Genomic DNA, 24,317 nt, shown 5'->3' on the forward strand with positions numbered 1-24,317 from the left:
CCATTTATAATGTTACTCTACCAAACGAAAGAGCGAGTAGCAAGATAATAATCTTATTTTCCCCTTTGAATTTCTTCTATAATTTCTAAAAATGCTTGTACTTGCTTCAACTGCCTTGCCGAGTCACTTGTTAACAACCATGTTTCTCTCGTCAGTTGAACAGGTGTTTTATACATATTTTCCTGTACTTCCTTTAAAACAGTAGAAGGTAAAAGGGCATAACCTATACCATTTAAAACAAGTTGTTTACATGTTTCAATTTGGTCAACTACAATCGTTCGCTTAGGCGGATTAGAAAATAAACCATACCACCAATTTTGTATTTGTCCATAATAAGTCGAGTCACTTTTAAATTGAATGAACGGCCTATTTGTTTCTTTTAACATCGAAATATCTTTTATTTCTTTATCAACTAAATACAGTTCATCTTCAAATAATTGTTGCTTCTGACCTTTATATTCTTGTGTTCCCCTCAGTATAGCAACATGCACGTCTCCTTCATAAAACTGCTTTTGCACTTCACTACTCCATCCAGTAAACAGCGATATCTTTACAGAAGGATATTTATGCACAAACTTTTTCAAAACAGGAGGGAGCCAATATTGACCAATAACTGATGCAACAGCTATTTTTAACGTTCCATGAGTTTCCGTTCTGAAAACAGCCAGCTCACTTTTTATATCTTCTTCCCTTTGCAACATTTCTTTGGCATAATTTGCAACTTTTTCCCCTTCAGGTGTAATTGTCAATCCTTTTTGTGAGCGAATAAAAAACTTCATTCCCCATTGTTTCTCCATAGATTGTAATCGTTGACTCAGCGCAGGTTGGGAAACAAATAAACGTTCCGCCGCTTTTCTCATATTTGATTCCTGAGCTAACACAACCATCATTTGAAAATCATCAATTTGCAACTTTCTCCCTCTTTCCTTAGCTTCCATACACCTTATTTCAATAAGCTTTTCATCCTTAATTTACCCGAATGCTTTCATTCAGAAAATACAATTGTCCAGCACAAACTTTCCTTATGTTTTATGTCTTTTTAAATATAATACATACACAAGTGATATGCACGAAAAAAAAGTGACTTCTTCGTTTCTATGAAGTCACTTTTTTCACTTTATCGATTATGTTGCCTTACTTTCTTATTCAACAATTTTAAAATAGCCCGACGTGTTAAAATCCCCTCAAAATAGCCTTCTTCATTAACAGCGCAAATAAAAGGATGATCAATTGTCATTTCTAAAGCTTTTGCAAATGAATCGTCTAATTTAAGAACAGGTATATCTTCTTTCATCACCTGCTCTACTTTCATATCATCGAGCCTTTCAAACTCAATACGTTCTAATCCTAACATACCATCTAATATCATGGCAGTACTAATCAAACCATGTAGTTTATACATTGGATCTAAGACAGGTATCGCTGAATATCCAGATTTTACAAGAACGAGTAAAGCATGTTCTAAACTATTTCCAATTTGGACATGAGCTACTTTTTCCGATGAAATCATTAAATCCTTCACAAGAATTTGTTGAAATTCGTCTTTCGGAATACTAATCATATTACATCCCCCATTTTCCCTTTTTCCTGCTTATGTTCACAACTCTATTCACATTTTATGACAGCGTTTTCATATTATTATTTTGTCCTAAATTTATTTCAATAAAAATACAATCACACAGCTATTTTAGCATACCGCACAAAAAAAAGACTACCATTCCGGTAGCGCTTAATACCCTTTATTTTTTAATCTGTAAAATAACCTTGTGATTTTTTTATATTGCATCACATCGGTCTGTTTCAAACCATTCTCAATATCTGTAAGTTCCACAGCTAAAATTTCACTTGCGTAATTTTGCTGAAATAAAATATCTAGTAGTAAACTTTCTTCTTCCTTCGTTAAAACAACTTCCCTTTGCATATACCCCTCTCCTTACACTCGCATCGTTACTCTTATTATATAAAAAATTCAACCTATTTAATAGATGTAATATTCAGTTTTTATTAAAAGATATGTAACAATCGTACACATACAAAAAAATCATTTCGTATATCGATTTGCATAGCTAAACGCCGCATAAGCATCCGGCTTAATTTTTGCAGTTAATCCCATCGCTCGAATTTTTTCTGTCATATCTAAAATAAATTCTTTTGTTAAGCCATCATTCCCAATGTCTAAATGAATTTCCATTATGAATCCAGCCCCATCTTGAGCATAAGGATGCAATAACTCCCATATTGTTTGTATATGAGTAGGCGTAAATAGACATGCGATTTCTTGACTAAACTGCGTTTCTAAATATATTTTCTCACGTAAGGTCGCTGGCTTATCTTTTACTGATCTATGGTGTAAACAACCCCAGGCACCTTTTCCAACACGATGAATATGGATTGCTGTAATAAACCTCGTATCCTTTTGATGCGCTTGCGAGTCTGTCCCAATGGATAATCGATACAAATTTCGCGGATCCTTTTCAATGAAACTACAAATACGGTTAAAGACCATATCAAAATTTAAATGTCTCTCTGAAACATTGTAAAATTTATGTGCACCGTCCACAGAGTCACGTCCTTTCAATTAGACAGACTTTTCGTATTCTCATTGTATGGGACAAAAACTAAAATTATAACTTCCTATCCTTTATTCGTTTCAATATTTCGAATTACAAAGTGACAAACTTGGCACGTATAAATTACATTTTGATTAGATTGAGCCGTTAATACATGAATAATCTCAGCAGAACTTTGACAATTAGGACAAATCACAACTGGTAAACGTTCCATACGATAACCTCCTAGTTATATTTCTCCCGCTATTTGCAAAACCCAGCGATAGTGAGAAGTTTAGCTTCACATATTCACCCGGTTGACGGGACTAATTATCCACATGGATAAGCAAACTTGCACGGATTAAATTTTCATTTTAATACCATTGTAGGAAAAATAAAAAACTTCTATACATTATGCTAGAAAGTAATAGAACTAAAAAAGGTACTGCCATGTGGCAGTACCTTTTTTATATGTATCAAGAAATGATATCGTAAATCTCAATTGCAACCATGTCGATATTATCGAATTGATATACTTGAGGTTTTTCACCTTGTTGATACACTTCTAACTCATACATTTCACTTTTATCGAAAAATTTCACGCTACATTTGCGCTCACCGTTCACTTCAAAATAGCGTTGTGCTACTTCACCGCTTTCAGCTTGTTCTTGTAGACTAACAAGTCGAGTTAAAATTCCTTGGAGTAGAGACATGAAATCTCTCCTTTCTCTGATCTTCCTACCAATAGGTTTTACAGCTATACTCATTCTATCCGTCATAACAGAAAAAATGTTCCACACTCTAGGATAAAGGTTATTGGCCAGAAACTCAACTAAAAATTTGTCGAAATGCGAAGGAAAAAACAGAAAGAACATATTTCTCCTTCATTATTGCGGTTTTTATACTGGAAGAATATAATAAAAAACAGAAAAAAAGGAGGAATTACAATGAAAAAAATTGAGGTTTATACACAACCCGATTGTCCGCCATGTGTTATTGTAAAAGAATTTTTGAAGCATAATAACGTTGCATATGAAGAATTTGACGTAAAAAAAGACGCTGCTGCTCGCAATCGTCTTTTATACGACTATGATTCTTATTCAACTCCAACAGTCGTAATTGATGGCGAAGTAGTTGCAGGTTTTCAAATTGAAAAGTTACAACAACTACTCAATATAGAATAGGAATAGGTAAATACCTATTCCTATTCTTATCCCGCTATTTGTAGGTAGTAAAACTCCCACCCACTGATTAAAAGTTTCACTTTATAATTGTTGCAACCTTTTTATTTCAGTTAAAAGTTCCTGACTTTCATGATATCCTGCTAACTTCCATTTATCTTGATCCCTTTTCAATGTTACAATTTGATATTGTCCACTTTTTGTCCGCTCATATACATATAAATTTTTATGTTCTTCATCATACGACATTTTCGTTTCTGAATTAAAAGAAAACGGTGCTTCTTTTTCCGGAAGTAAATATTCACCACTTTGTTTATCACTTCTGCTATTTTCATCTGTAAATACTTGAAGGAAATTATCTGTAAAATACGGTGATAACGTCTCTATCATCTTATTCATCGGCAAATGCTTCCCACGAATTGAAAACTGGGTTTCATAGCCTTTTTGTATCGTTGTAAATACTTCTTTCCGATCGACTTCCACTTCCTCTTTTCCTAAAACAGTCGTAACACTATAACCAACTAGAAAGGCAACACATACAAATAGAACAAGCCATATTCCATATTTCCTCATTTTTTCACCTTCCTTTTAAAAGAACTTGTCTTTGTAGTATTCATTGTAACAATGATTATGCAAAGAAAGGACAGATTTCGTTCGTAAAATCTTTACAACGATAGACAGCATTTTCATCACCATTTTCACTATTACCAATTTATGATAAAAACAAACAAAAAATGCACGAATCTCTTCGTGCATTAAAATAAAACATCTTCTTCATATAAATATTCATAAGATAAATCTATAAATAAAAAGTTGTCATCATCAATCGGGAAAGAAAATGTTCGTACCATTTCTCCCGTTTCAATATCTGCATATAAATCTGAAAGCCTCGCCTTATTCTCAAAACGCATTTTCATTATATTCTCGAGAAAATACGGGCGCCAGCTCCAGTTCTTCATATAATAATCCGGCATCACAATCCATTCTCCATCTTTTTTCATAACATTTCCTGATTGTTGGAAACCATCTTCATTACAAATAAATATACGAAAACTACACTGTGATACACTTTGACTAAATTGTAATAACCAATCATTTATATCTTCATTCTTTTTTTGTTTTGATAAAACATCGCCAATGCGATCGCGTAACATCTCTGTTAAATTATAAATTTTTTGTAACTTCTTCTTTTCATGCTGAATAAACTGATGACATTCATTACCTAGTCGCTCTTTCAAAACATTCGTTTCAATAAAATCAGGTAAACATTCTTTTAAATAATTACCTTGATAATATCTTCCGCCGTTCTTCCAAGCATATTGCAGTTGATAAAAAGCATCTATTTCTTCATATAATAAAGTTGCACCAATTCTTCTAGCAAGTAATGATAAAGAATATAAAATATCTTGATAAGACTGTAAAAGTGCTGTTTGCCTTAAGTTCGTTAAATCTACTTTTAAAATATCAGGTGCTAACACGCTAATACGCTCTAAATTACTTGTACCCGTTCCGACTTTATTAATCGAAATTTGAATACCATATGTACGATAATACATAAGCAAATGATTAAATTGCTCTATATCTTCTTTACATTCATGCTCTGTAATCTCTAAAACAATTTGTTTTAAATTTAAACCTTGTTCTTCATACCTCAATAAAAGTTGAAGCAAGCTTTCATCATCATCATTCATTAATACATTAGCATTCCGATGTATAAATAATAATAATTTTTGATCGCTTTCTAAATAACGATTTAAAGCTTTTTCTACTATAATATTATCCGCTTCCAGTTGAAATTCACTTGGAATCGAATCATCGTGAAAGAAAGAAGCTAAACTTTGTATGCCCTCTTCTGTTTGAATACGTCCTACTACTTCATATCCAATTACAGTATGCTCATCAGCACTAAAAATAGCTTGATAATAAGGAAGGACTTTATCCAAGTTACTCATTACATCTAATGCATCTATCAACGTGCTTCCCTCCCTTTACTTTTCAAAAATTATAACATGATATTTACGGAAAAATAATAAAAAATCCCTTCAGTTTTCCTGAAGGGATTAGAGGGGTAAAATGCTAAGGGGAATTAGCAATTCTACTATGAAGAAAAAAGAGGTCTTAAATATAACGTATATATGACCTCTTGTAAACACTTTTCTTTCATATGTCACAATTCCGTCACATTTAACCTTAAAAAAATGAATCAAACATTCATTTTTTTATCCCTTTTAAAATGGATATTGATGTAAATGTTGTCCTCCATCCATTGTCATGCAAGTTCCATTTATGTACGCAGCTTCATCTGAGCATAAATAATAAGCTAGACCAGCGATTTCTTCTGGCGTACCCAGCCTTCCAAGCGGAACACTTTGTATCGTACGCTTAGCCATTTCTTCTGAAATCCATAATTTATCAGCACCGCCCGTACGTTCAATTGGTCCTGGAGCGATAGCGTTAACTCGTATTCCATATTTACGTCCCCACTCAACAGCGAGCGTCTTCGTCATCGCTAATACTCCTGCCTTCGCTGCAGCCGAATGAATAACTCCTGGACCTGCATCCCATGCATATGTTGCTACCATATTAATGATATTCCCTTTTATACCTTTTTCAATCCAATATTTTCCGACAGCATGGCTACAGTAAAATGTACCGTTTAATACAATATTAATGACCGAATTCCAGCCATTCACGGATAAATCTTCTGCTGGACAAATAAAGTTTCCAGCTGCATTATTTATTAAAACATCAATTCGACCAAACTTCTCATCAATCTGTTCAATCATTTTCTGAATGTCATCCGTATTTCTTACATCCATTTGTACAGGTAATACTTGCCCTGGAAATTGTTCAATTTCCAACTTTGTTTCCTCTAGTTTTTCTTTTGTACGTCCTGTAATAACAACTCGTGCCCCTTCTTTTGCAAAGCGAGTCGCCATTCCTTTTCCCATTCCACTCGATCCACCTGTTATAATAACTACCTTTTCTTTCACATACATCCCCTCCAAAAATGAATACACATTCATTTTATCACTTTATTTAATAGAAATCTTTATATTTTTAAACTTTTCTGATATTTTAATGTAAAGAACTTTCTTTTTATTCATTTTTTTTCGTAATCTATACTAATTTTTTATTATGTAAAGTATATTTTTAAATAAACTGAAAGGAGATTTGAGTAGCCTGTAAATGGAATAAAAACATTGAGGTATACTCATATTTTTATGACGCACATTACAAGAAGAAATTTTTTGAAAATTGGTATGCGTACTTGTCTCTATTCATTTATAACCAGTGGCATCGGATACTACTATGCTAAATATATAGAACCCCATTTCATTTCTTTTACACAGCACACATTAAAATCACAACTCATCCCAAAAAGTTTTCATGGTATGAAAATTCTTCAATTCAGCGATTTACATCTCGGATACTATTTCTCGCTTCAACATTTATCTCAAGTTGTTTCTAAAATTAATGCTGTAAATCCAGATATTGTCCTTTTTACCGGAGATCTCATTGATAATTATCAAACGTATACTGACACTCCTTTTGTCGCATCCATTTTAAAAAATATACAAGCCCCCTTCGGTAAATTCGCTATTTATGGTAACCATGATCACGGTGGATATGGAACTGAATACTATGAGCACATCATGCGTGAATCAGGATTTGAACTATTGCTAAATAGTGAAAAAAGAATTCGTCTAATGGATAATAGTGAAATTTCTATTTTCGGTCTCGATGATATACTACTAGGCAAACCAAAAATAGAGAAAACATTACAACATGCACGGCAAAATACTTATAACATCGTTCTTGTTCACGAGCCAGATATCGCGCCGCAAATTTCCAAATATCCAATCACCTTGCAACTTTCTGGTCATAGCCATGGCGGACAAGTACAAATTCCTTTTTTAGGTGCTATTATTACACCATCACTCGCCAAAGACTATATTGAAGGCTTCTATACGATGCAAGATTTAACTCTCTATGTCAATCGAGGTCTTGGAAGAACACGTGTCCCATTTCGTTTCATGTCAAAACCTGAAATCACAATTTTCACACTCCAACATTCGTAATAATTCGCCTATTTTCTTACATATCCTTTCTTGTACGCGCTCATCCATGTTTCGTTTACCATATGATAAAAGTGAGTCCAATAAAGGAGGTATGTTCATGTATCCATATTATCAACCAATTCCAGTCCGTTCAGCACCTATTGGTCCAGTAGGCGACTCACGCTTCTTCCCGTTTTTTGGCGTTCCCTTTCTAGCTGGAATTGCTGGTGGATTGCTCGGCGGAGCATTAGCTTTCGGCCCTCGACCATTTTATCCACCTTATCCACCACCTTTCCCGCCGCCAGCACCTTATCCTTGTTACGGTGGACCATGTCAGCAACCATACTATTACTAGGTTAAAGTAACGATTCTTTCAAATATTATTCTCTCAACGAGCCATCTCATTACACGCTTATAATAAAACTATTGTTTCTACTCATCCTTCTATTTTTGGAGCATATGAGTAGAAAAAAGTAAAAACCTCTTATGGACATAAGAGGTTTTTACTTTTTTTCATTATTCAGCGTCTGTATTTTGATACGCCATCTTAAACAACTTCACTTGGCTATCAATTTCTTCTGTACTACCATTAATAACATAATAGTAATCACCATCTTTATTTTGTTCACGTGTTTTCACATTATCAGCTAATGTAAGCTGTAAAATCGCCTTAATTCGTGCCTTCATTTCAATATCTAATATCGGGAAAGATATTTCCACTCGCTTCTCCATATTTCGCGTCATCAAATCAGCTGAAGATAAATATATTTTCTCCTCCCCATTATGATGGAAATAATAAATACGGCTATGTTCTAAATATCTTCCAACAACACTAACTACACGAATATTTTCACTTACATTTGGAATACCAGGTCGTAGGCAACATGTTCCTCGAACAATGAGCTCTACCTTTACTCCAGCTTGTGATGCTTCGTACATTTTTTTTATTAACGGTTTATCTGTTAATGAATTCATCTTAGCGATAATATATCCATTTCCATATTGCCTATGATAACGGATTTCTTCATCTATTAAATCCATAAATTGCTCTCTTATATCAAATGGAGCAACCGATAAATGATGAAAATGTGGCTTTGTTGTATAACCACTTAAATAATTAAAGAAATTGGTTGCATCGACCCCAAAATCTTTTCTTGATGTAATATATCCAAAATCAGTATATAACTTCGCTGTTGCATCATTATAGTTCCCAGTTCCGAGATGTACGAATCTTTCGATTTTTCCGTTTTTTCTCCTTACAACTAGCGTAATTTTACTATGTGTTTTCAAGTGACTGACACCGTAAATAACATGACAGCCTGCCTGTTCCAATTCTTTAGCCCAGTGAACATTGTTTTCTTCATCAAACCTTGCCTTTAATTCAACTAATACCGTCACTTGTTTTCCCTTTTCAGCCGCTATCTTTAACGCCTGAATAATCGGTGAATCACCACTTACACGATATAACGTTTGTTTAATCGCAAGTACATTCGGATCGTCTGCCGCATCACGGACAAAATCAACTACCGGCTGAAATGATTCAAAAGGATGATGTAATAAAATATCATGCTCAATTGCTTTTTCAAATACATCTTCTTCATCACCTAAATCTTGAGGCGGTTGCGGAATAAGAGCTGGATATACAAGATGTTCATATAAAGGAGCTAGTTTTTTATATAAAGAAAACAAACATGTCAAATCTAATGGGCCATCCATTATATATACATCTTCATCTTTTACTTCCAGAACCTCATATAATAACGCTAATACTCTTTCATCAATGTGTTCTTTCCCAACTTCTAAACGTACAGCAGCCCCCCACTTACGCTTTTTTAATTCTTTTTCAATTACCTTTAATAAATCTCTCGCACCTTCTTCATGAATCGTTAAATCTGCATTGCGTGTAATACGGAAACGAGTAACAGATGATACTGTATATCCCGTAAATAATTTATGAGTAAAGCTACTAATTACGTCTTCTAATAAAATAAATTTATGCTTTTGCCCTTCGCTCGGTAAAATTATGAAGCGCTCAAGTAATGAAGGAACTTGTACAATCCCTAACTTCGTCCTGTTTTCTTCTTCCGCTTGCTTCTCATCATATAAAAGAGTAGCCAAATTCAAACTTTTGTTTAATAACATTGGAAATGGGCGATATGCATCAATAGCTACAGGAGTTAACACCGGAAAAATTTGCTCGTCAAAATACTCTTCTATAAATTCTCGCTGCTCTTTCGTCAAATCATTGAATGTTAAACGTTCAATTCCCTCTAACTCAAGCGCTGGTAATACATAATTTTTAAATGTATCATATTGTACTGTCATTAGTGCATGGGCTTTTATCGCAATTTTATTTAATTGCTTTTTCGGTGTTAAGCCAGCTTTATTTTCTGGTTGATTAAATCCAGCACTCACTTGATCCTTTAATCCCGCTACACGTACCATAAAAAATTCATCTAAATTCGAACTAAAAATACTAATAAATTTCAATCTTTCCAAAAGTGGATTATTTGCATCTTGCGCTTCTTGTAAGACACGTTCATTAAATGCTAACCAACTTAACTCTCGATTATTGTAATAAGCTGTATCATTTAAATTTACTGCATTCCCCTTCAATAATTCCATTCTCTTCACACTTCCCCTTGAAACTTTTTTACTATAATTTAGTTAATTTCATTTTATCAAATTACAATATTACAAAGTGTAAATTTTTCGTAAAGACATCCGTACAACCTAATGTTTTAGTTCAAATAATAAATTAATATTCGTTTTTAATACTCTTTCTAACTGTTTTTTTTGTTTTTCAGCTTGTACTTTTTCTGCTAATGCCGATTGTTCACATAAAACTTTAAACGTTAATCCCTCTTCGCTTTCTGTTATAGATATGGTATCAATAAGCGATCGTTGCCTTACATTTAAAGTAGCTGAAAACTGTAAAACAGCTCCTAACAGGCGGATTTTTTTTTGTTCGCTTTTATCAAACCAACCTTCAAATGGAGATAAATGTTGTTTAAATAACATTTTTGATTTATACGATGCAATAAGCGCTAGCCTTACTCGATCTTTATGCATCATGCCATCAATTGTCTTATTCGCTAATAAATAAAACGTATGTAAACGGCTCGCTTCTTCGTCTATATATTTGCCTATATTAAATACTTTCGCAGCTTGATGGAACACTTCCCAGTCTTTTACTGACATAGAAATAAGCCCTATTTCCTCAAGTTGTTTGCAAATTAGTCTTCCATGTTTAATAAGTTGAATAACAAATTCCATGTCCATTTCGTATTCATGTGATAGTAAATGCAAACTTTCTTCAACTACGTTCGGATAATATGAAATCCCCAAATCTTTTGTCAACTCTTCATAGAAAACACCTTCTCTTAACCCTTTTCTACTTAATACAAATGCCGGTGCCTCTATAACATGAACAAGTGTATGAAATACTTCAACCGCTGGAATAATCGTATCTGCTCGATCTTTTGCTAATCCTTCCAATTTCTGAAGTTCTATGAACGACAATTTTTCCAATTCCTCTTTTACACTTTCAACATCTTCTTCTTTCATCTTGTATAAATGTAATCCTGCTATAGGATAACATATTAAATTTTGATGGATTTTTACTAAGTTCCTAGCACTACCACCAATTGCAATAAGAGGCAATTTCTTATTGATTAACCATGGTAACGTTCGAAATTGAAACTCTAAATACTGTTGCATTCCCTCTAACTCATCTTTAGTAGGAATATCACCTTTAATAAATTGTTGCTTTAAAGAAAGTGCCCCAAAAGGAAAACTATGGTACTCTAAAATCTCTCTATTTCTAAAGTATGTAACTTCCGTACTCCCCCCACCAATATCTACCGTTATTCCTTCTGAAAACGATGTAGAATTCATAACCGCCAGGTATCCGTAACGCGCTTCCTCATACTCTGATAATACTCTAAGAGTAAAGTCCGTTTGTCCTTCAACAAGCTTTTTAATTTCCTCTTGATTCTCCGACTGTCTAATTGTTGCTGTTGCAACACAAAGTACATGATGCAACTGATGGAATCTTGTACTTTCTTGAAATTGAAATAATGTCTGTAATAATACTTCTATTCCCTCTTCATTCAATACACCATCAATTAAGTAATTCCTTAACCTAGCAACAACTTTCGTATTTTCAATCTCTTTATAAAAACCTCCATTTTGCTTTTCATAAATAACTAAACGCATTGTATTAGATCCAATATCTATAATGGCATACTGTTGTTTTAATATTTCTTTCAAACTTCTCACTCTTTCATTATCAAATTTCAAAAACATATTCTATTACTATTATACAAAATAGTTGTTTTTTGTAACAATATTGCTTTAATATTGAAAATATATACAATCACTTTTTGCGTATAATAAATACCTATTTTATTTATGGTATAATAATGAAAAATTGAAAGGAGATTCAATATGAAACCTTCACAACCACAATCTCAATTACAAAACCAACATTCTATTAATCGACTAGCTCAATCTATTTTCGTTGTGAATCGTCATGCTAAAGCAGCTACTAATCCTAAATATTTATACTGGTTAAAAAAGACAGCTTTAGAACGTTTGATTGCTGAAAAAAAAGCAATTAAAGAAGGATTGCATTTTTCTAGAAACCCACGTTTTAGCCAACAACAATCTGATGTCCTTATACGTTTAGGCGATTATTTTTTCCACATCCCTCCTACGAAAGAAGATTTTCGAATTCTACCGCATCTTGGTCATCTTGAATCCTCCTATCGAAATCCGAAAACAACCTTATCTTTAACAGTAGCAAAAAAAACACTTCAAGATTATATTGGTCCTGAAGCATTAAAACAAGAAAAAAAATTAAGTGAGCCTGTTCCATGGTATAGTCGTACTTATACAAAAAAATAAAACAGTTTGGCCAAGTGTAGGCCAAACTGTTTTATTTTTTCTCTTCTTTAATTTTAATATTTGCTTGTTTATAAAAAGCTACTTTTTCTGTATTATAAGACTTTGTAAATTCATTAAATTTATCTTTTTCTGACTCAATATCCTTATAAGATTGATTTACTACTTTTACTTTTTCACTAATATCTTTTAATTTAGTACCTTTATCTTGTAACATTGTATATAACTCTTTTTCTTGTTTTAAAGATTTGTTATAGCTGTCATACATTTTATTAAATGAATCGTGGCGTTTCTCATACGTGCTTTTCACTTTATCAGCTTGATCTTTCAATTTCTTATCTTCAATTTTCTTCACATACTTATCAGCTGACTTCACTTCTTCTTGCGCTTTATTTAAAACTTCTTTTTCTTTTGTAAGCACTTTTTCTCGTTCAGTTGTATTTTTCACTGCTTGATTCAGTTTTTCTTTAACAGTTTGATTATTATCTTTTCCTTCTTGAACAATCTGGTTATATAATTCTTGTCCTTCTTTCTCTAAAGTCTCAAGTTTTTTTGCATCTTCAAACATTGTTTTTTCTTGTTTAGCAGCGTTTTCAAACGCTACATATAATTCTTCTTCTGGTTTCGGACCGAAACAACCGGCTAATAAAATCATTGATAATGTAGTTACAATTGCTAATTTACTATATTTCAACATCTCTTCCTCCTACTTATAAACGACCATCGTGTAATATAAAAAAGTTATAAAATATGTAATTGTTCTATACACTCGCATCTTTTTTACGAAGATCATTAATATTGTTTGTACAAATTATTACTTGATATTACATTATTCTTTTTGAATTATTTAGCAATTCCATATCCATCTTTAAGTATACTACTTCGTGTTTTTTAAGGCCTGTTCACACTATGTATTACTTTAATATCCACGGAATTTCACCTCAGTCTTAATAAGACTATAATAGTTCACCTGATAAAAGGTGATCGCTCCGCTCTCACGTCTATCATTCCCTTTCCAGCTTTCTATCAATTAATCTCTTTGTTCATTTTACACAGTACAATCGATATCTCGCAACAACTTACAAATATTCTTTTCATTTCCTAAAAAGGAAAAGTGTAGAGCTTGCTTTCCTCTACACTTTTAAAATAAAACACACTGTGCAAATTGCATTGGCACTACCATCATAATTATATGCTTATTTCATATATTTTTAAAGACTTTTATTACAAACGTGGCGTTTTTTTGTAATAAAAGTCAAAAAAATGTTACAAATAAAACATCTTCCTATCATATATCTTCAAATCAAAGCTTCACTCATTTTCTTGCAAATTTCTATACTGGTACAATTGATTTTGCGACTTTCTCAACAGTTCTTCAAACGTTTTTCCTTCTACTGGATAGCTAGCTGCTCCAAATAAAAGAGTGATACTGAGTAAATCACCTTCTATTTCACTTTCAATATTTTTCATTAATCGTTTTGTTATTGTTGATGTTTCATGACCATTATCAATTGCTACAATAACGTACTTATTTTCATCCCACTTTGTAACAACATCGCCCTTCCGAATTGTCTTTACAATGGTACTCTCTAATTTTTGTACTAACACTCCCAACTTTTTTTCTTGCAACGTGTCTTTTAACCCTTCCCATTCTTTTACAGAAAGAATGTACACTGTAATATTACGAGAATCTCTTTCAGATAAAGCAGCTACTTTCCCAAAAAAATCAACAACAAAATCATTGCTTGCCATTCCTCCTACTTCCATACCCATACGCTCGTTTGTTCTTTTATCGTACCAATGTCCAAAATAATAACTTAGTATCATTTGCAATATATAAATAATAAAGACGGTATAAAATGATCGTGAATCCAGTTTTGCAATTACATCCTGAAGTGCAATCCATTCTGTAACTGCCACAGTATTGCCAAGCAATAATCCACTAATTTTTCCTTTATGTTTCATACTTTTCCCCCTTTTATACCAATATATGTTTCTATATCAATAATGTTTTTCTACAAAATAAAAAATGTACATATGCAATGTACATTTCTGCTTAAGCTTGTATACCTTTTCTACTCTATTTCATATATATAATATATAACTTTTATAGAAAGGAGTAATCTATATGCTACAAAAAGAGAATCTATCAGATGCTATGCGTTTGCTAGCTGGTTTTCTATTATCATTAAAATTATTATTTACCTCTTTCGGGATACACTTTATTACAAACGATCAAATCGACGCTATTGTTAATGTTGTTTCATTTTTATTTATTCTATACTTTGGCTACAAAAATAACTATGTAGGAAAAAAAGGAATGGAGCAAAAGAAAATACTCAAAAAACACAACCTTCACTAAAAAAGGAACCTTTTGTACAGGTTCCTTTTTATCATTGACGCACAACAACTTCATTTGTTTGCAGTGGGCCATATGATATCTCTTTATCTTGAAATGTATATGTAGCCTGAAAGAATGTTTGTTTAAGAGCTTTATCTTTATTAGCTTTTATTTTACAACGTAGTTCCACCTTCTCATTCGGTAACAAATCATCAATTCGCCATCTAACAAGCTGGAATAAAAACTCACTTATCCCCTTATCAACTTTTAAAGAATTAGGAATATAAGCAAAGTAATCTCGAATCATATGACTTACAACAACTCTCGAAATCATTTCTACCCCTTTATTTTCCACTTCAATTCGCATAATAAGTATGTCGTTTACATCGTAGGTCAATTCATACGAAAACTGTTCTGTATACATACTACCAATTTGTAATGTAACGGCTACTTGAGGAAATTCGTTTTCCTTTTTCGATCCGTCAATCCACAATACTGGTTGTAGCGGTATTGAATACTTTCCTGTATCCGAAATTCGTCCCCATATTTTCATAATATATATTCACCTCATTTCAGATGTAACATACACACAATGAATTCCCCAAATTACTAAAGCTTGCTACAAGCAATGTTTAATATTTCTCTTCCTTTTATCCTATTCGACAATATGAAGAAAAAACCATTTTTCATCTATTAACAGAAGGTGTTCTTTATGAAATTTTTTTACAATTTACTTCATTCCCTTCATAGCAATATTCAGTATGGCTTACTCGTTCTCTACTCATACGAAAGAATATTTTGACGTAAGAAAAAGTTTGCCTTATAGTCAAATTTGACTATAATATTCTTTATGGCATATCAGTGCACTTATGGAAAAGAAATTAAAATCAACTATACATTAAAATTTTTTATCCACTGCACTCAAAACTTAATATAGTTTACTTATTTCTAAAGGAGGGTTATATTTGGAAACTCAACCATTAAAAAAAGAAGCCAACAAGACAAAATTTGTTGTTGCTGGTTTACTGCTTGGTATATTAATGGCCGCAATGGATAATACAATCGTTGCAACCGCAATGGCAACAATCGTTGGAGACCTAGGAGGATTTGATAAGTTTGTTTGGGTCACATCAGCTTATATGGTAGCAACAATGGCAGGGATGCCTATCTTCGGGAAACTTTCTGATATGTACGGGCGGAAACGTTTTTATATTGGGGGCCTCATTCTTTTCTTATTCGGTTCTGCTCTTTGCGGAACAGCTTCAAGTATTGAGCAATTAAGTATTTATAGAGCTATTCAAGGGATCGGTGGTGGTGCCCTTATGCCTATCGCCTTCACAATTATGTACGATATCTTCCCACCAGAAAAACGCGGGAAGATGACAGGACTATTCGGTGCTGTTTTCGGGACATCTAGTGTATTCGGTCCTTTATTAGGTGCTTATATTACAGACTATATAAGTTGGCATTGGGTCTTCTATATTAATATTCCATTAGGACTTATCTCCTTTTTCTTCATTACTAAATACTACAGTGAGTCTCTAGAATTTAGAAAACAAAAAATTGATTGGGCTGGTGCTATTACACTTGTCATAAGTATCGTTTGCTTAATGTTCGCATTAGAACTTGGTGGTAAGGAATATGCCTGGAATTCTACTGTAATTATTGGCCTATTTACAACAGTAGTTATTACGCTTATTATTTTCTTCTTTGTAGAACGAAAAGCAACCGAGCCTATTATTTCGTTCCATCTATTTAAAAAACCTTTATTCGCAGCTAGTCAAGGAGTTGCCTTTTTCTATGGTGCCGCTTTTATTATCTGTACAGTTTATATTCCAATCTTCATTCAAGGCGTTCTTGGAGGTTCCGCCTCTAATGCTGGATTAATTTTAACACCAATGATGGTTGGTTCTGTAATTGGAAGTCAAACAGGAGGACAATTAGCTTCTCGAACAAGCTATCGTAACATTATGATGGTATCTGGTGTCTTCTTCGTTCTTGGTATTTATTTATTAAGTACTTTAACAATGGACACACCTCGTTTACTCGTAACACTATTTATGATTCTCGCTGGGCTTGGTGTTGGCTTCTCATTCTCAGTATTAAGTATGTCTTCTATTCACAAGTTGGAAATGCGGGACCGTGGTTCGGCGACATCAACAAACTCATTCTTCCGATCACTCGGTATGACTCTTGGTGTAACGATTTTTGGTACAATTCAAAATCATATTTTTACAGATAAACTAAACTCTGTATTCCCCCCTGAACTAGCAAAATTAGCTCCAAAAGGCGGAGACACAAGTTTCTTATTATCACCAGGCGCTACCGCAAAAATTCCTGCTGAAATATTAGCGGGTATTAAGGAAGCTCTCGCTACATCTATTGCGAACACATTCTTCTGGGCACTCATCCCGGCTGTACTAAGTATTATTTGTATTTTACTTATGGGAAATGAACGCCTCTTTACAGGCCCTAAAAAGAAAGAAAAACAAAAGCAAGTTAGTTAATATAAAAAAGAAGCGGCATATCCCTTTATGAAAAAGGATATGCCGTTTATAATATGTATAAAGTTTTTATATACAGGAGTTGAGACAGCATGAGCATGAAATTAGTCATTCTCGGCTTACTACTCGAAGGAGATAAACATCCATATGAAGTGCAGCATATTATGAAAGAACGACAAATGGATTGTTACATTAAATATGCTAAAGGATCACTTTATTACGCCTTCGAGCAATTAGAAAAGCAAGGGGCAATTCATATTACAAATGTAATTAGAGACACAAATCGACCTGACAAAACGATTTTTCATATAACAGAAGAAGGCAAAAAACTATTCCACACTTTACTATTAAAACAATTCGAAGCCAAAAACCAAATATATAAACCTATTTATTCAGCCTTATCTTTCGCTCACTTTAGCAATGATCACGAATTAGTTCCTATTTTAGAAAAAAAGAAAAACGATACTCTTCAATATTTACATACTATGCAAACGATATATGATTGTAATAAAGGAAAGGTTCCACGTGCACAACTATATATTTTGCAAAGTGTAATTGAGCATATTACAGTTGAATTACAATGGCTAAACACCCTCCTTAAAGATGCTATAGCAGGCCAACTTTCAGAAGTTGCTATAGATGAAGATTGAGCTATGAAAGAAGACATCCCTACTTCTTTCATAGCTCAATTTCTCTTTTCATACTGTAATATTATTCGTTACTCCAGAATATAAAAAGTCAGAATACTAAGAAATAAAAACTTTAGAATTTTCTTATTTTAAAACAGTAGACAAAATTCCAAAAATTATGTTAAAATTTGTTTCAATATCATATCGCTTGTTAAATTCCTTTCAAAAGGAAAATAGGTACACGAAAGTTTCGTTTCGTGTTTAAAAGGGAAGCTTGGTGAAACTCCAACACGGTCCCGCCACTGTAAATGCTGAGATTTCTTTTTGGTGCCACTGTGAAAACGGGAAGGTGAAAGAAATTATATGAAGCATAAGTCAGGAGACCTGCCTGTTTTAACAACACTGATAGATTCACGGATGATGATGAGGTGTTAAAACAAAAAGGAAGGCTTATTTTCTATGTCTTTGTACTTTTTGTTATAGGTATTTCCTAGTAAACGGAAATGCTTACTTTCAATTAGGGAGGAATTTAAAATGGCAATTCAAACAAGTAACTTAGGTTATCCACGTATCGGACTACAACGAGAGTGGAAAAAAACATTGGAAGCTTTTTGGTCCAATAAAATCGATGAAGAACAATTTTTAACAACAATGAAAGAAATTCGCCTTCAACACGTAAAAGTACAGCAAGAAAAAGGGATTGAACTCATTCCAATTGGCGACTTTACATATTATGATCACGTTTTGGATACTGCCTATATGCTAGGATTTATTCCATCACGTTTTTCTGAGTTTACATCTTACCTTGATGTATATTTCGCAATGGCGCGTGGCTCTAAAGATCACGTAGCTTCCGAAATGACAAAATGGTTTAACACAAACTATCACTATATCGTTCCTGAATATGAAGAGGGATTACAAATCTCTTTAAAAGATAATCGTCCACTTCGCTTATACGAAGAGGCAAAACAAGAATTAGGAGTAGATGGAAAGCCTGTTATTTTAGGACCATATACTTTCTTAAAATTAGCTAAAGGTTATACACAAGAACAATTTCCTACCATTTTAAAACAGTTAGTTGCACCTTACGTACAACTGCTTTCAGAACTACATGCAGCTGGTGCACCAGCCATTCAAGTTGATGAACCGATTTTCGCTTCTTTAACTAAAAAAGAAGTTCAACAAGCAAAAGAAATTTATGAAGCTATTCGTAAAGAAGTTCCAAATGCGACTCTTCTTTTACAAACATATTTTGATAGCGTAGAAGAAAATTATGAAGAAATTATTACATTCCCGGTATCCGGTATTGGATTAGATTTCATTCATGGTAAAGAAGGTAATCTAAATGCTATTTCAAAATATGGATTCCCAGCTGATAAAACTTTAGCTGTCGGTTGTATAGATGGCCGTAACATTTGGAGAGCTGACCTTGATGAAGTTCTTGAGTTATTTACAACGTTACAAAAACAAGTCCAAACGAAAGATATCATCGTTCAGCCTTCTTGTAGCTTATTGCATACACCAATCGATAAAACAGAAGAAACTCACTTATCGACTGAGCTGTTTGATGCGTTAGCATTTGCAAATCAAAAATTAGAAGAATTAGTTCTTATTCATTCCGCTCTCACTCAAGGTACAGAAAGCATTAGTAATGAGCTGGAAACATATCGAAACGTACATCATACAATTCGTTCATCTGCTGCACGTAACCGAGAAGATGTCAAAGCAGCACGAACAGCACTAAAAGAAGAAGATTTTTCACGTCCTCTTCCATTTGAAAAACGATACGAATTACAACAAGTTGCTCTAGAGTTACCGCTATTACCAACAACGACTATTGGTAGCTTCCCGCAAACAACTGAAGTTCGTCAAACGCGAAAAGAATGGCGTAACGGTGTTATTTCAAATGAACAATATGAACAATTTATTGAAAAAGAGACAGAAAAATGGATTCGTTACCAAGAAGAAATTGGGCTTGATGTCCTTGTACATGGTGAATTTGAAAGAACTGACATGGTCGAATATTTTGGTGAGCGCCTTGCTGGTTTCTCATTCACTAAAAACGGTTGGGTACAATCATACGGTTCCCGCTGCGTAAAACCACCTGTTATTTATGGTGATGTAGCCTTTATTAACGGCATGACTATTAAGGAAACAGTTTATGCGCAAAGCTTAACAGAGAAAGTTGTAAAAGGAATGTTAACCGGACCTGTTACAATTTTAAATTGGTCCTTCGTTCGAAATGATATTCCAAGAAAAGAAGTTTCGTATCAAATTGCACTAGCTCTTCGTCACGAAATTGAACTACTTGAATCTTCCGGAATTAGAGTAATCCAAGTCGATGAGCCCGCACTTCGTGAAGGAATGCCACTAAAAGAAAAAGATTGGGATGCTTATATTACATGGGCAGTACAATCCTTCCTTTTAGCAACTTCTTCTGTAGCAAATGAAACACAAATTCATACTCATATGTGTTACAGTAACTTCGAAGATATTGTTGACGCGATTCGCGCATTAGATGCAGATGTAATTTCTATCGAAACATCAAGAAGTCACGGAGAATTTATTGATACATTAAAACATACAACATATGAAAAAGGCATCGGCCTAGGTGTATATGATATTCATAGCCCACGTGTACCGAGTAAAGATGAAATGTATAAAATCGTAGAACAATCTTTAGAAGTATGTGATCCTAAATATTTCTGGATTAATCCTGATTGTGGTTTAAAAACGAGAAGAACAGAAGAAGTTATTCCAGCTTTAGAACATATGGTGCAAGCAGCGAAAGATGCTCGTTCCCTTTTAAAAACAAACGCATAACAAAAATGGGTTATCCTTTTCTCAGGATAACCCATTTTTTATTCTTTACTTTCAAAAAAGAATTCATATTGTATTTTATATAATTCATCATCCGTTGGCTCTTCAAGAGGAATTGCTTGTAATACAACTGTATACTCACCATTTGGAATAGGTATTTGAAATTTATTAGAAAGAATACTCGTTATAACGATACTTTCATTTTCAACTGTAAAAGGAACCGTAATCGTTCTAACTACTTCTTCTTTTTCAATATGTTTCCCTGGGGTCACTTTCACTTCACAAGTATAATCAGAAAGTGCTTCAAAAATAACAGTTCCATCTGCCTTAGCATAACCTCTTTCAAAATCTTCATCAGTCCAATCTACATAAGGCTGCTCACCGTCATAGTTCATCAACATTAATTGCGAATAAGAAATCGTTAACTCCATAGTTCCCCTTCTCCTTCATTATGAAATATACAACTACTACTTCACTTCAAATTTTACTCGCGTACCATCTGGGTATTTATCTAACTTATTCCCTACCCAAGAACCTGCTCCGCGGTTATCCGCCGGACTTATATATTCAATATGTGCTCCTTTTCCGCCTTCCTTGCACATCGCCATTGGCCATTCATCACGATCATACCCTTTTTTTGATGGATATGGTGCTAACGACAATTTCCTTCTATCTGCAGCACCACCACGATCGATTGTACAAACTTCTGAATGCCCTTCTTTTATAGCATCCGTAATATGTTTTCCTGTCTCTGGATAACGTTCTTTCGGAAATTCTAACACTTGATCATACGTATTCGTTTTCTTTACACTTGTTTCCTCTGGCACAAGTACTTCATAAACTGCTACTAAAATAGACAGAATTGCGATAATTGAAATGATAATACCTTTTAATTGCTTCATGTATACCTCCATGTTTCTACCAGTTTCTTTTCCTCCGTTATTATAACAAACTTCTCCTGTATATGTTTTCAGACATTATTTTAGTTATTCCTTGCCATTCCGCCAAAAATTTTCATTTTTTCACTAATGCTGTAGAAAACTAATAGCCTTCCGACATTCTTTTTCAAAGGAAGTCCTCATAAAAGATTGAAATGATATATACGATACTTTTTGGGGAGGAAATATGATGGAAGCTACCTATAAAACGAAAGATGTCACGAATAAAACAGGCATCCCAAAACATATAGTTCGCAAATATAGTCAACTGTTAGAAGAACATGGTTATATGATTTCCAAAACAGCTGATGCTCGTATTTATAAACTTGATGATTTAAAATTATTGAAATCTATACACGAAAGAGCTGCTACATTACAAGAAGATATTTCAGAAACGATACCGATTATTTTAAAAGAAAAAGAGGCCCCACCTGTACCAGTTATACAAGATAAGCAAGAGATACAAACGAAAGAAAAAGAAGATGGGCGTAACTTTGAGGAGTTCATGTTAAAACTTGAAATGCTAGCTCAATTAAATGAGGCAATTATTCATCAAAATTCTACTTTAATTACACAAAATCGTTTAAAGGATGAGAAACTAGACGAATTGATGCAACAAGTTTATGTAAAAGAAGGCTCTCAAGAAAAAATGCTTCAAGAGTTAGTCGATCACGCCGCTCAAACAGATGCACTGCAAAAAGAAAAGATGGACTTATTAATGAATCATATGTATAAACGAGAATCCAAACAGGAAGAAAAAATGAATAAACTTGTTAGTCAAATTTATAATAAAGACAGTAACCGTGATGCACAGCTTATGCAAGTTATTCGAGAAATTCAAGAAACAAAAAGAATGGTTGCTGCCTCAAAAGAGCAAAGCTTCTTTCAATCATTTAAAAGTTTATTTAGCCGAGCAAAACAAGAAAAAACAAATGAATAAACAATATAAAATAAAAAGTTACCTTTCATCGGTAACTTTTATTCCTTATTTTGTACAGCTGGTAATATAATAATTGCTTCAGTGCCTTTTCCACTTTCACTCTTATATTCCAATGTACCATTATGCGCTTGTAAAATACTAAATGTTACCATAAGTCCTAATCCTGTCCCTTTTTCTTTTAAAGAATAATATGGTTGCCCAAGCCTTGCTAACTGTTCATTCGTCATACCAACACCACTATCTTTAACTCTTATTATGATTGTTTCGTCTTTTTGAATAGCTGTTACTTTTAAATATCCTTTATTTCCTTGAATTGCTTCAATACCATTTTTAACAACATTCATAATAGCTTGCTTCAATTTTGTCTTATCACCAATCGTATAAAGACTTTCTGAAATTTCAACTTGTAAATATACACCTTGCATCGCTGCAAATGACGACATGAGAGTGGTCATTTCTATTAATTGGGCTGATAAACAAATGTGTTCTTTTTTCTCAATTTGCGGCCTTGCTAAATTTAAGTAATCTGAAATAATTTGTTCCGCCCGATCCAATTCAGCTAATACGAGACGCATATAATCCTTATTCTTCACATCTTCCGTACTTTCTAGCAATTGGATAAATCCACGAACAACAGTTAGTGGATTTCGAACTTCATGTGCCACACTTGCTGCTAACTCACTTACAATATTAAGCTTTTCTGATTTTTGCATCTCTGTACGTAGCAATGCATTTTCATTTAAATATTCAGTTAAATACACCTGAAATACCATTGTCATGACCATGATAAGCGAGGCAAATATAAATCCGCTATATATTTGCGAAATATACGGTGTAAATCCTGTTTCCAAAAGAACATTAATCATGCCTAATACTAAAGAAACAAGCACATAAAATGATGAAATCATAAATGCTAAAATTAATTTCTTATCCCTTGAAAAAAGAGACCATTTCTTTGATAAAAATAGCGGAACTATCAATAAAAATATTACTTCTAAAACTGGAAGAAAGCTCATTCCCTTTAGTAACCATTCATACGCAACAAAAATAACCGCTGGGATTAAACCAACAATCCCACCATATAAAAAACCACTGACAATTGGAATGGGGTGAAAGTTATACCCACACACATTGCCAAAACAAATAGAGTATGTCATGGAGAGAACGAGCGTAACGCTAGATAAAAACATAATAAAGTAACGATTTGGCTTCGGAGGCATTTCTTGATAGCGATTTAAACGAATCGCTTCATATAAAAATAGTGGCAAAATTATGATGGCAATTTGAATCAATAAATCACGGATAAGCTCCATAACCTCTCATCCCCTATATGTATTTTGATATGATTATATCATTTTATAGGTGTATTTGTTTTAAAATTTTGATTTTTCTTAACATATTTGTTAATTCTTTGTTAACAACTCATAATAATTGTTACAGATTTTCGAA

26 protein-coding genes and 1 riboswitch are annotated in these 24,317 nt (G+C 33.4%); of the genes, 9 read left to right on the plus strand and 17 right to left on the minus strand.

All coding sequences use genetic code 11. From position 1 onward, the window contains the following. Positions 1-53: 53 nt before the first annotated feature. From DN401_RS18740 to DN401_RS18760, 6 genes are all read right to left on the minus strand, one after another. Positions 54-938, minus strand: coding sequence for a LysR family transcriptional regulator (locus DN401_RS18740; RefSeq protein ID WP_002026259.1), 885 nt, complete (start codon positions 936-938; stop codon positions 54-56). 179 nt (positions 939-1,117) lie between these two features. Continuing rightward, a complete protein-coding gene (gene cbpB / locus DN401_RS18745) occupies positions 1,118-1,561 on the minus strand; it encodes a cyclic-di-AMP-binding protein CbpB (protein WP_000623579.1) in 444 nt (147 codons plus the stop codon). Positions 1,562-1,729: 168 nt separating this feature from the next. Next, positions 1,730-1,921 (minus strand): antirepressor AbbA, encoded by a 192-nt coding sequence (abbA, locus tag DN401_RS18750; RefSeq protein WP_001188692.1) that lies wholly within the window; start codon positions 1,919-1,921, stop codon positions 1,730-1,732. Positions 1,922-2,041: 120 nt separating this feature from the next. Beyond that, on the minus strand, positions 2,042-2,560 hold the full coding sequence (locus tag DN401_RS18755; RefSeq protein WP_000348489.1) for a ribonuclease H-like YkuK family protein: 519 nt from the start codon (positions 2,558-2,560) through the stop codon (positions 2,042-2,044). A gap of 74 nt (positions 2,561-2,634) precedes the next feature. After that, complete coding sequence (locus DN401_RS29915) at positions 2,635-2,784, minus strand: hypothetical protein (RefSeq protein WP_000440540.1); 150 nt, start codon at positions 2,782-2,784, stop codon at positions 2,635-2,637. A 241-nt stretch (positions 2,785-3,025) separates the two neighbouring features. Continuing rightward, on the minus strand, positions 3,026-3,262 hold the full coding sequence (locus tag DN401_RS18760) for a YkuJ family protein (RefSeq protein ID WP_000055151.1): 237 nt from the start codon (positions 3,260-3,262) through the stop codon (positions 3,026-3,028). A 234-nt stretch (positions 3,263-3,496) separates the two neighbouring features. Between DN401_RS18760 and DN401_RS18765 the strand changes: the two genes are divergently transcribed. Then, a complete protein-coding gene (locus DN401_RS18765; RefSeq protein ID WP_000717875.1) occupies positions 3,497-3,733 on the plus strand; it encodes a glutaredoxin family protein in 237 nt (78 codons plus the stop codon). Positions 3,734-3,814: 81 nt separating this feature from the next. Here the strand turns inward: DN401_RS18765 and DN401_RS18770 are convergent, their stop codons facing one another. The 3 genes from DN401_RS18770 to fadH all read right to left on the minus strand — a co-directional run bounded on the left by DN401_RS18770 (position 3,815) and on the right by fadH (position 6,723). Next, on the minus strand, positions 3,815-4,303 hold the full coding sequence (locus DN401_RS18770) for a DUF3993 domain-containing protein (RefSeq protein WP_001233806.1): 489 nt from the start codon (positions 4,301-4,303) through the stop codon (positions 3,815-3,817). A 182-nt stretch (positions 4,304-4,485) separates the two neighbouring features. Further along, complete coding sequence (locus DN401_RS18775) at positions 4,486-5,703, minus strand: EAL domain-containing protein (protein ID WP_000564306.1); 1,218 nt, start codon at positions 5,701-5,703, stop codon at positions 4,486-4,488. 255 nt (positions 5,704-5,958) lie between these two features. Beyond that, positions 5,959-6,723: a 2,4-dienoyl-CoA reductase gene (fadH, locus tag DN401_RS18780; RefSeq protein WP_000660913.1), complete on the minus strand. Its 765-nt coding sequence runs from the start codon at positions 6,721-6,723 to the stop codon at positions 5,959-5,961. A gap of 231 nt (positions 6,724-6,954) precedes the next feature. Between fadH and DN401_RS18785 the strand changes: the two genes are divergently transcribed. Together DN401_RS18785 and DN401_RS18790 are read left to right on the plus strand one after the other, a co-directional pair. Next, on the plus strand, positions 6,955-7,812 hold the full coding sequence (locus tag DN401_RS18785) for a metallophosphoesterase (protein WP_002041742.1): 858 nt from the start codon (positions 6,955-6,957) through the stop codon (positions 7,810-7,812). A gap of 97 nt (positions 7,813-7,909) precedes the next feature. Beyond that, positions 7,910-8,146, plus strand: a complete 237-nt coding sequence (locus DN401_RS18790) for a hypothetical protein (RefSeq protein ID WP_000283738.1) — start codon at positions 7,910-7,912, stop codon at positions 8,144-8,146. 161 nt (positions 8,147-8,307) lie between these two features. On the opposite strand, the gene DN401_RS18795 is transcribed toward DN401_RS18790, so the two are convergent. Both DN401_RS18795 and DN401_RS18800 read right to left on the minus strand, forming a co-directional pair. Continuing rightward, entirely contained in the window at positions 8,308-10,416 is a 2,109-nt protein-coding gene (locus tag DN401_RS18795) for a polyphosphate kinase (RefSeq protein ID WP_000421680.1), read from the minus strand. 108 nt (positions 10,417-10,524) lie between these two features. Then, a complete protein-coding gene (locus DN401_RS18800; protein WP_002198132.1) occupies positions 10,525-12,099 on the minus strand; it encodes a Ppx/GppA family phosphatase in 1,575 nt (524 codons plus the stop codon). Between the two features lie 141 nt (positions 12,100-12,240). Here DN401_RS18800 and DN401_RS18805 point away from each other — a divergent pair, with 141 nt between their 5' ends. Then, a complete protein-coding gene (locus DN401_RS18805) occupies positions 12,241-12,699 on the plus strand; it encodes a YkyB family protein (protein ID WP_000804864.1) in 459 nt (152 codons plus the stop codon). Positions 12,700-12,730: 31 nt separating this feature from the next. On the opposite strand, the gene DN401_RS18810 is transcribed toward DN401_RS18805, so the two are convergent. Together DN401_RS18810 and DN401_RS18815 are read right to left on the minus strand one after the other, a co-directional pair. Next, positions 12,731-13,393 carry a YkyA family protein gene (locus tag DN401_RS18810; protein ID WP_000922498.1) on the minus strand — a complete coding sequence of 221 codons (663 nt, stop codon included), beginning with the start codon at positions 13,391-13,393 and terminating at the stop codon, positions 12,731-12,733. A gap of 614 nt (positions 13,394-14,007) precedes the next feature. After that, a complete protein-coding gene (locus DN401_RS18815) occupies positions 14,008-14,661 on the minus strand; it encodes a diguanylate cyclase domain-containing protein (RefSeq protein ID WP_063220780.1) in 654 nt (217 codons plus the stop codon). Positions 14,662-14,824: 163 nt separating this feature from the next. Here DN401_RS18815 and DN401_RS18820 point away from each other — a divergent pair, with 163 nt between their 5' ends. After that, positions 14,825-15,058 (plus strand): SPP1 phage holin family protein, encoded by a 234-nt coding sequence (locus DN401_RS18820; RefSeq protein ID WP_000939448.1) that lies wholly within the window; start codon positions 14,825-14,827, stop codon positions 15,056-15,058. A 31-nt stretch (positions 15,059-15,089) separates the two neighbouring features. Here the strand turns inward: DN401_RS18820 and DN401_RS18825 are convergent, their stop codons facing one another. Next, positions 15,090-15,590: a hypothetical protein gene (locus DN401_RS18825; RefSeq protein WP_000708120.1), complete on the minus strand. Its 501-nt coding sequence runs from the start codon at positions 15,588-15,590 to the stop codon at positions 15,090-15,092. 412 nt (positions 15,591-16,002) lie between these two features. On the opposite strand from DN401_RS18825, the gene DN401_RS18830 reads away from it, so the two are divergent. The 3 genes from DN401_RS18830 to metE all read left to right on the plus strand — a co-directional run bounded on the left by DN401_RS18830 (position 16,003) and on the right by metE (position 20,993). After that, positions 16,003-17,544 (plus strand): MDR family MFS transporter, encoded by a 1,542-nt coding sequence (locus DN401_RS18830; protein WP_000449912.1) that lies wholly within the window; start codon positions 16,003-16,005, stop codon positions 17,542-17,544. An 89-nt stretch (positions 17,545-17,633) separates the two neighbouring features. Continuing rightward, positions 17,634-18,191 carry a PadR family transcriptional regulator gene (locus DN401_RS18835; RefSeq protein ID WP_000062061.1) on the plus strand — a complete coding sequence of 186 codons (558 nt, stop codon included), beginning with the start codon at positions 17,634-17,636 and terminating at the stop codon, positions 18,189-18,191. 197 nt (positions 18,192-18,388) lie between these two features. After that, a riboswitch (cobalamin riboswitch) is annotated at positions 18,389-18,576 on the plus strand. A 128-nt stretch (positions 18,577-18,704) separates the two neighbouring features. Beyond that, entirely contained in the window at positions 18,705-20,993 is a 2,289-nt protein-coding gene (gene metE / locus DN401_RS18840) for a 5-methyltetrahydropteroyltriglutamate--homocysteine S-methyltransferase (RefSeq protein ID WP_001007608.1), read from the plus strand. Between the two features lie 38 nt (positions 20,994-21,031). Here the strand turns inward: metE and comJ are convergent, their stop codons facing one another. Next, the gene (comJ, locus tag DN401_RS18845) at positions 21,032-21,421 is read right to left on the minus strand and encodes a competence protein ComJ (RefSeq protein WP_000424030.1); all 390 of its coding nucleotides are present in this window, start codon (positions 21,419-21,421) and stop codon (positions 21,032-21,034) included. Positions 21,422-21,457: 36 nt separating this feature from the next. Beyond that, positions 21,458-21,892 carry a DNA-entry nuclease gene (gene nucA / locus DN401_RS18850; RefSeq protein WP_000811494.1) on the minus strand — a complete coding sequence of 145 codons (435 nt, stop codon included), beginning with the start codon at positions 21,890-21,892 and terminating at the stop codon, positions 21,458-21,460. A 226-nt stretch (positions 21,893-22,118) separates the two neighbouring features. Here nucA and DN401_RS18855 point away from each other — a divergent pair, with 226 nt between their 5' ends. Then, complete coding sequence (locus DN401_RS18855) at positions 22,119-22,868, plus strand: DUF3967 domain-containing protein (protein WP_000388471.1); 750 nt, start codon at positions 22,119-22,121, stop codon at positions 22,866-22,868. A gap of 38 nt (positions 22,869-22,906) precedes the next feature. Here DN401_RS18855 and kinB read toward each other — a convergent pair whose 3' ends face one another. Further along, positions 22,907-24,181, minus strand: a complete 1,275-nt coding sequence (gene kinB, locus DN401_RS18860) for a sporulation sensor histidine kinase KinB (protein ID WP_000420370.1) — start codon at positions 24,179-24,181, stop codon at positions 22,907-22,909. Positions 24,182-24,317: the final 136 nt, after the last annotated feature.

This window comes from Bacillus sp. BF2-3 (genome assembly GCF_008368795.1).
GTDB lineage: Bacteria > Bacillota > Bacilli > Bacillales > Bacillaceae_G > Bacillus_A > Bacillus_A cereus.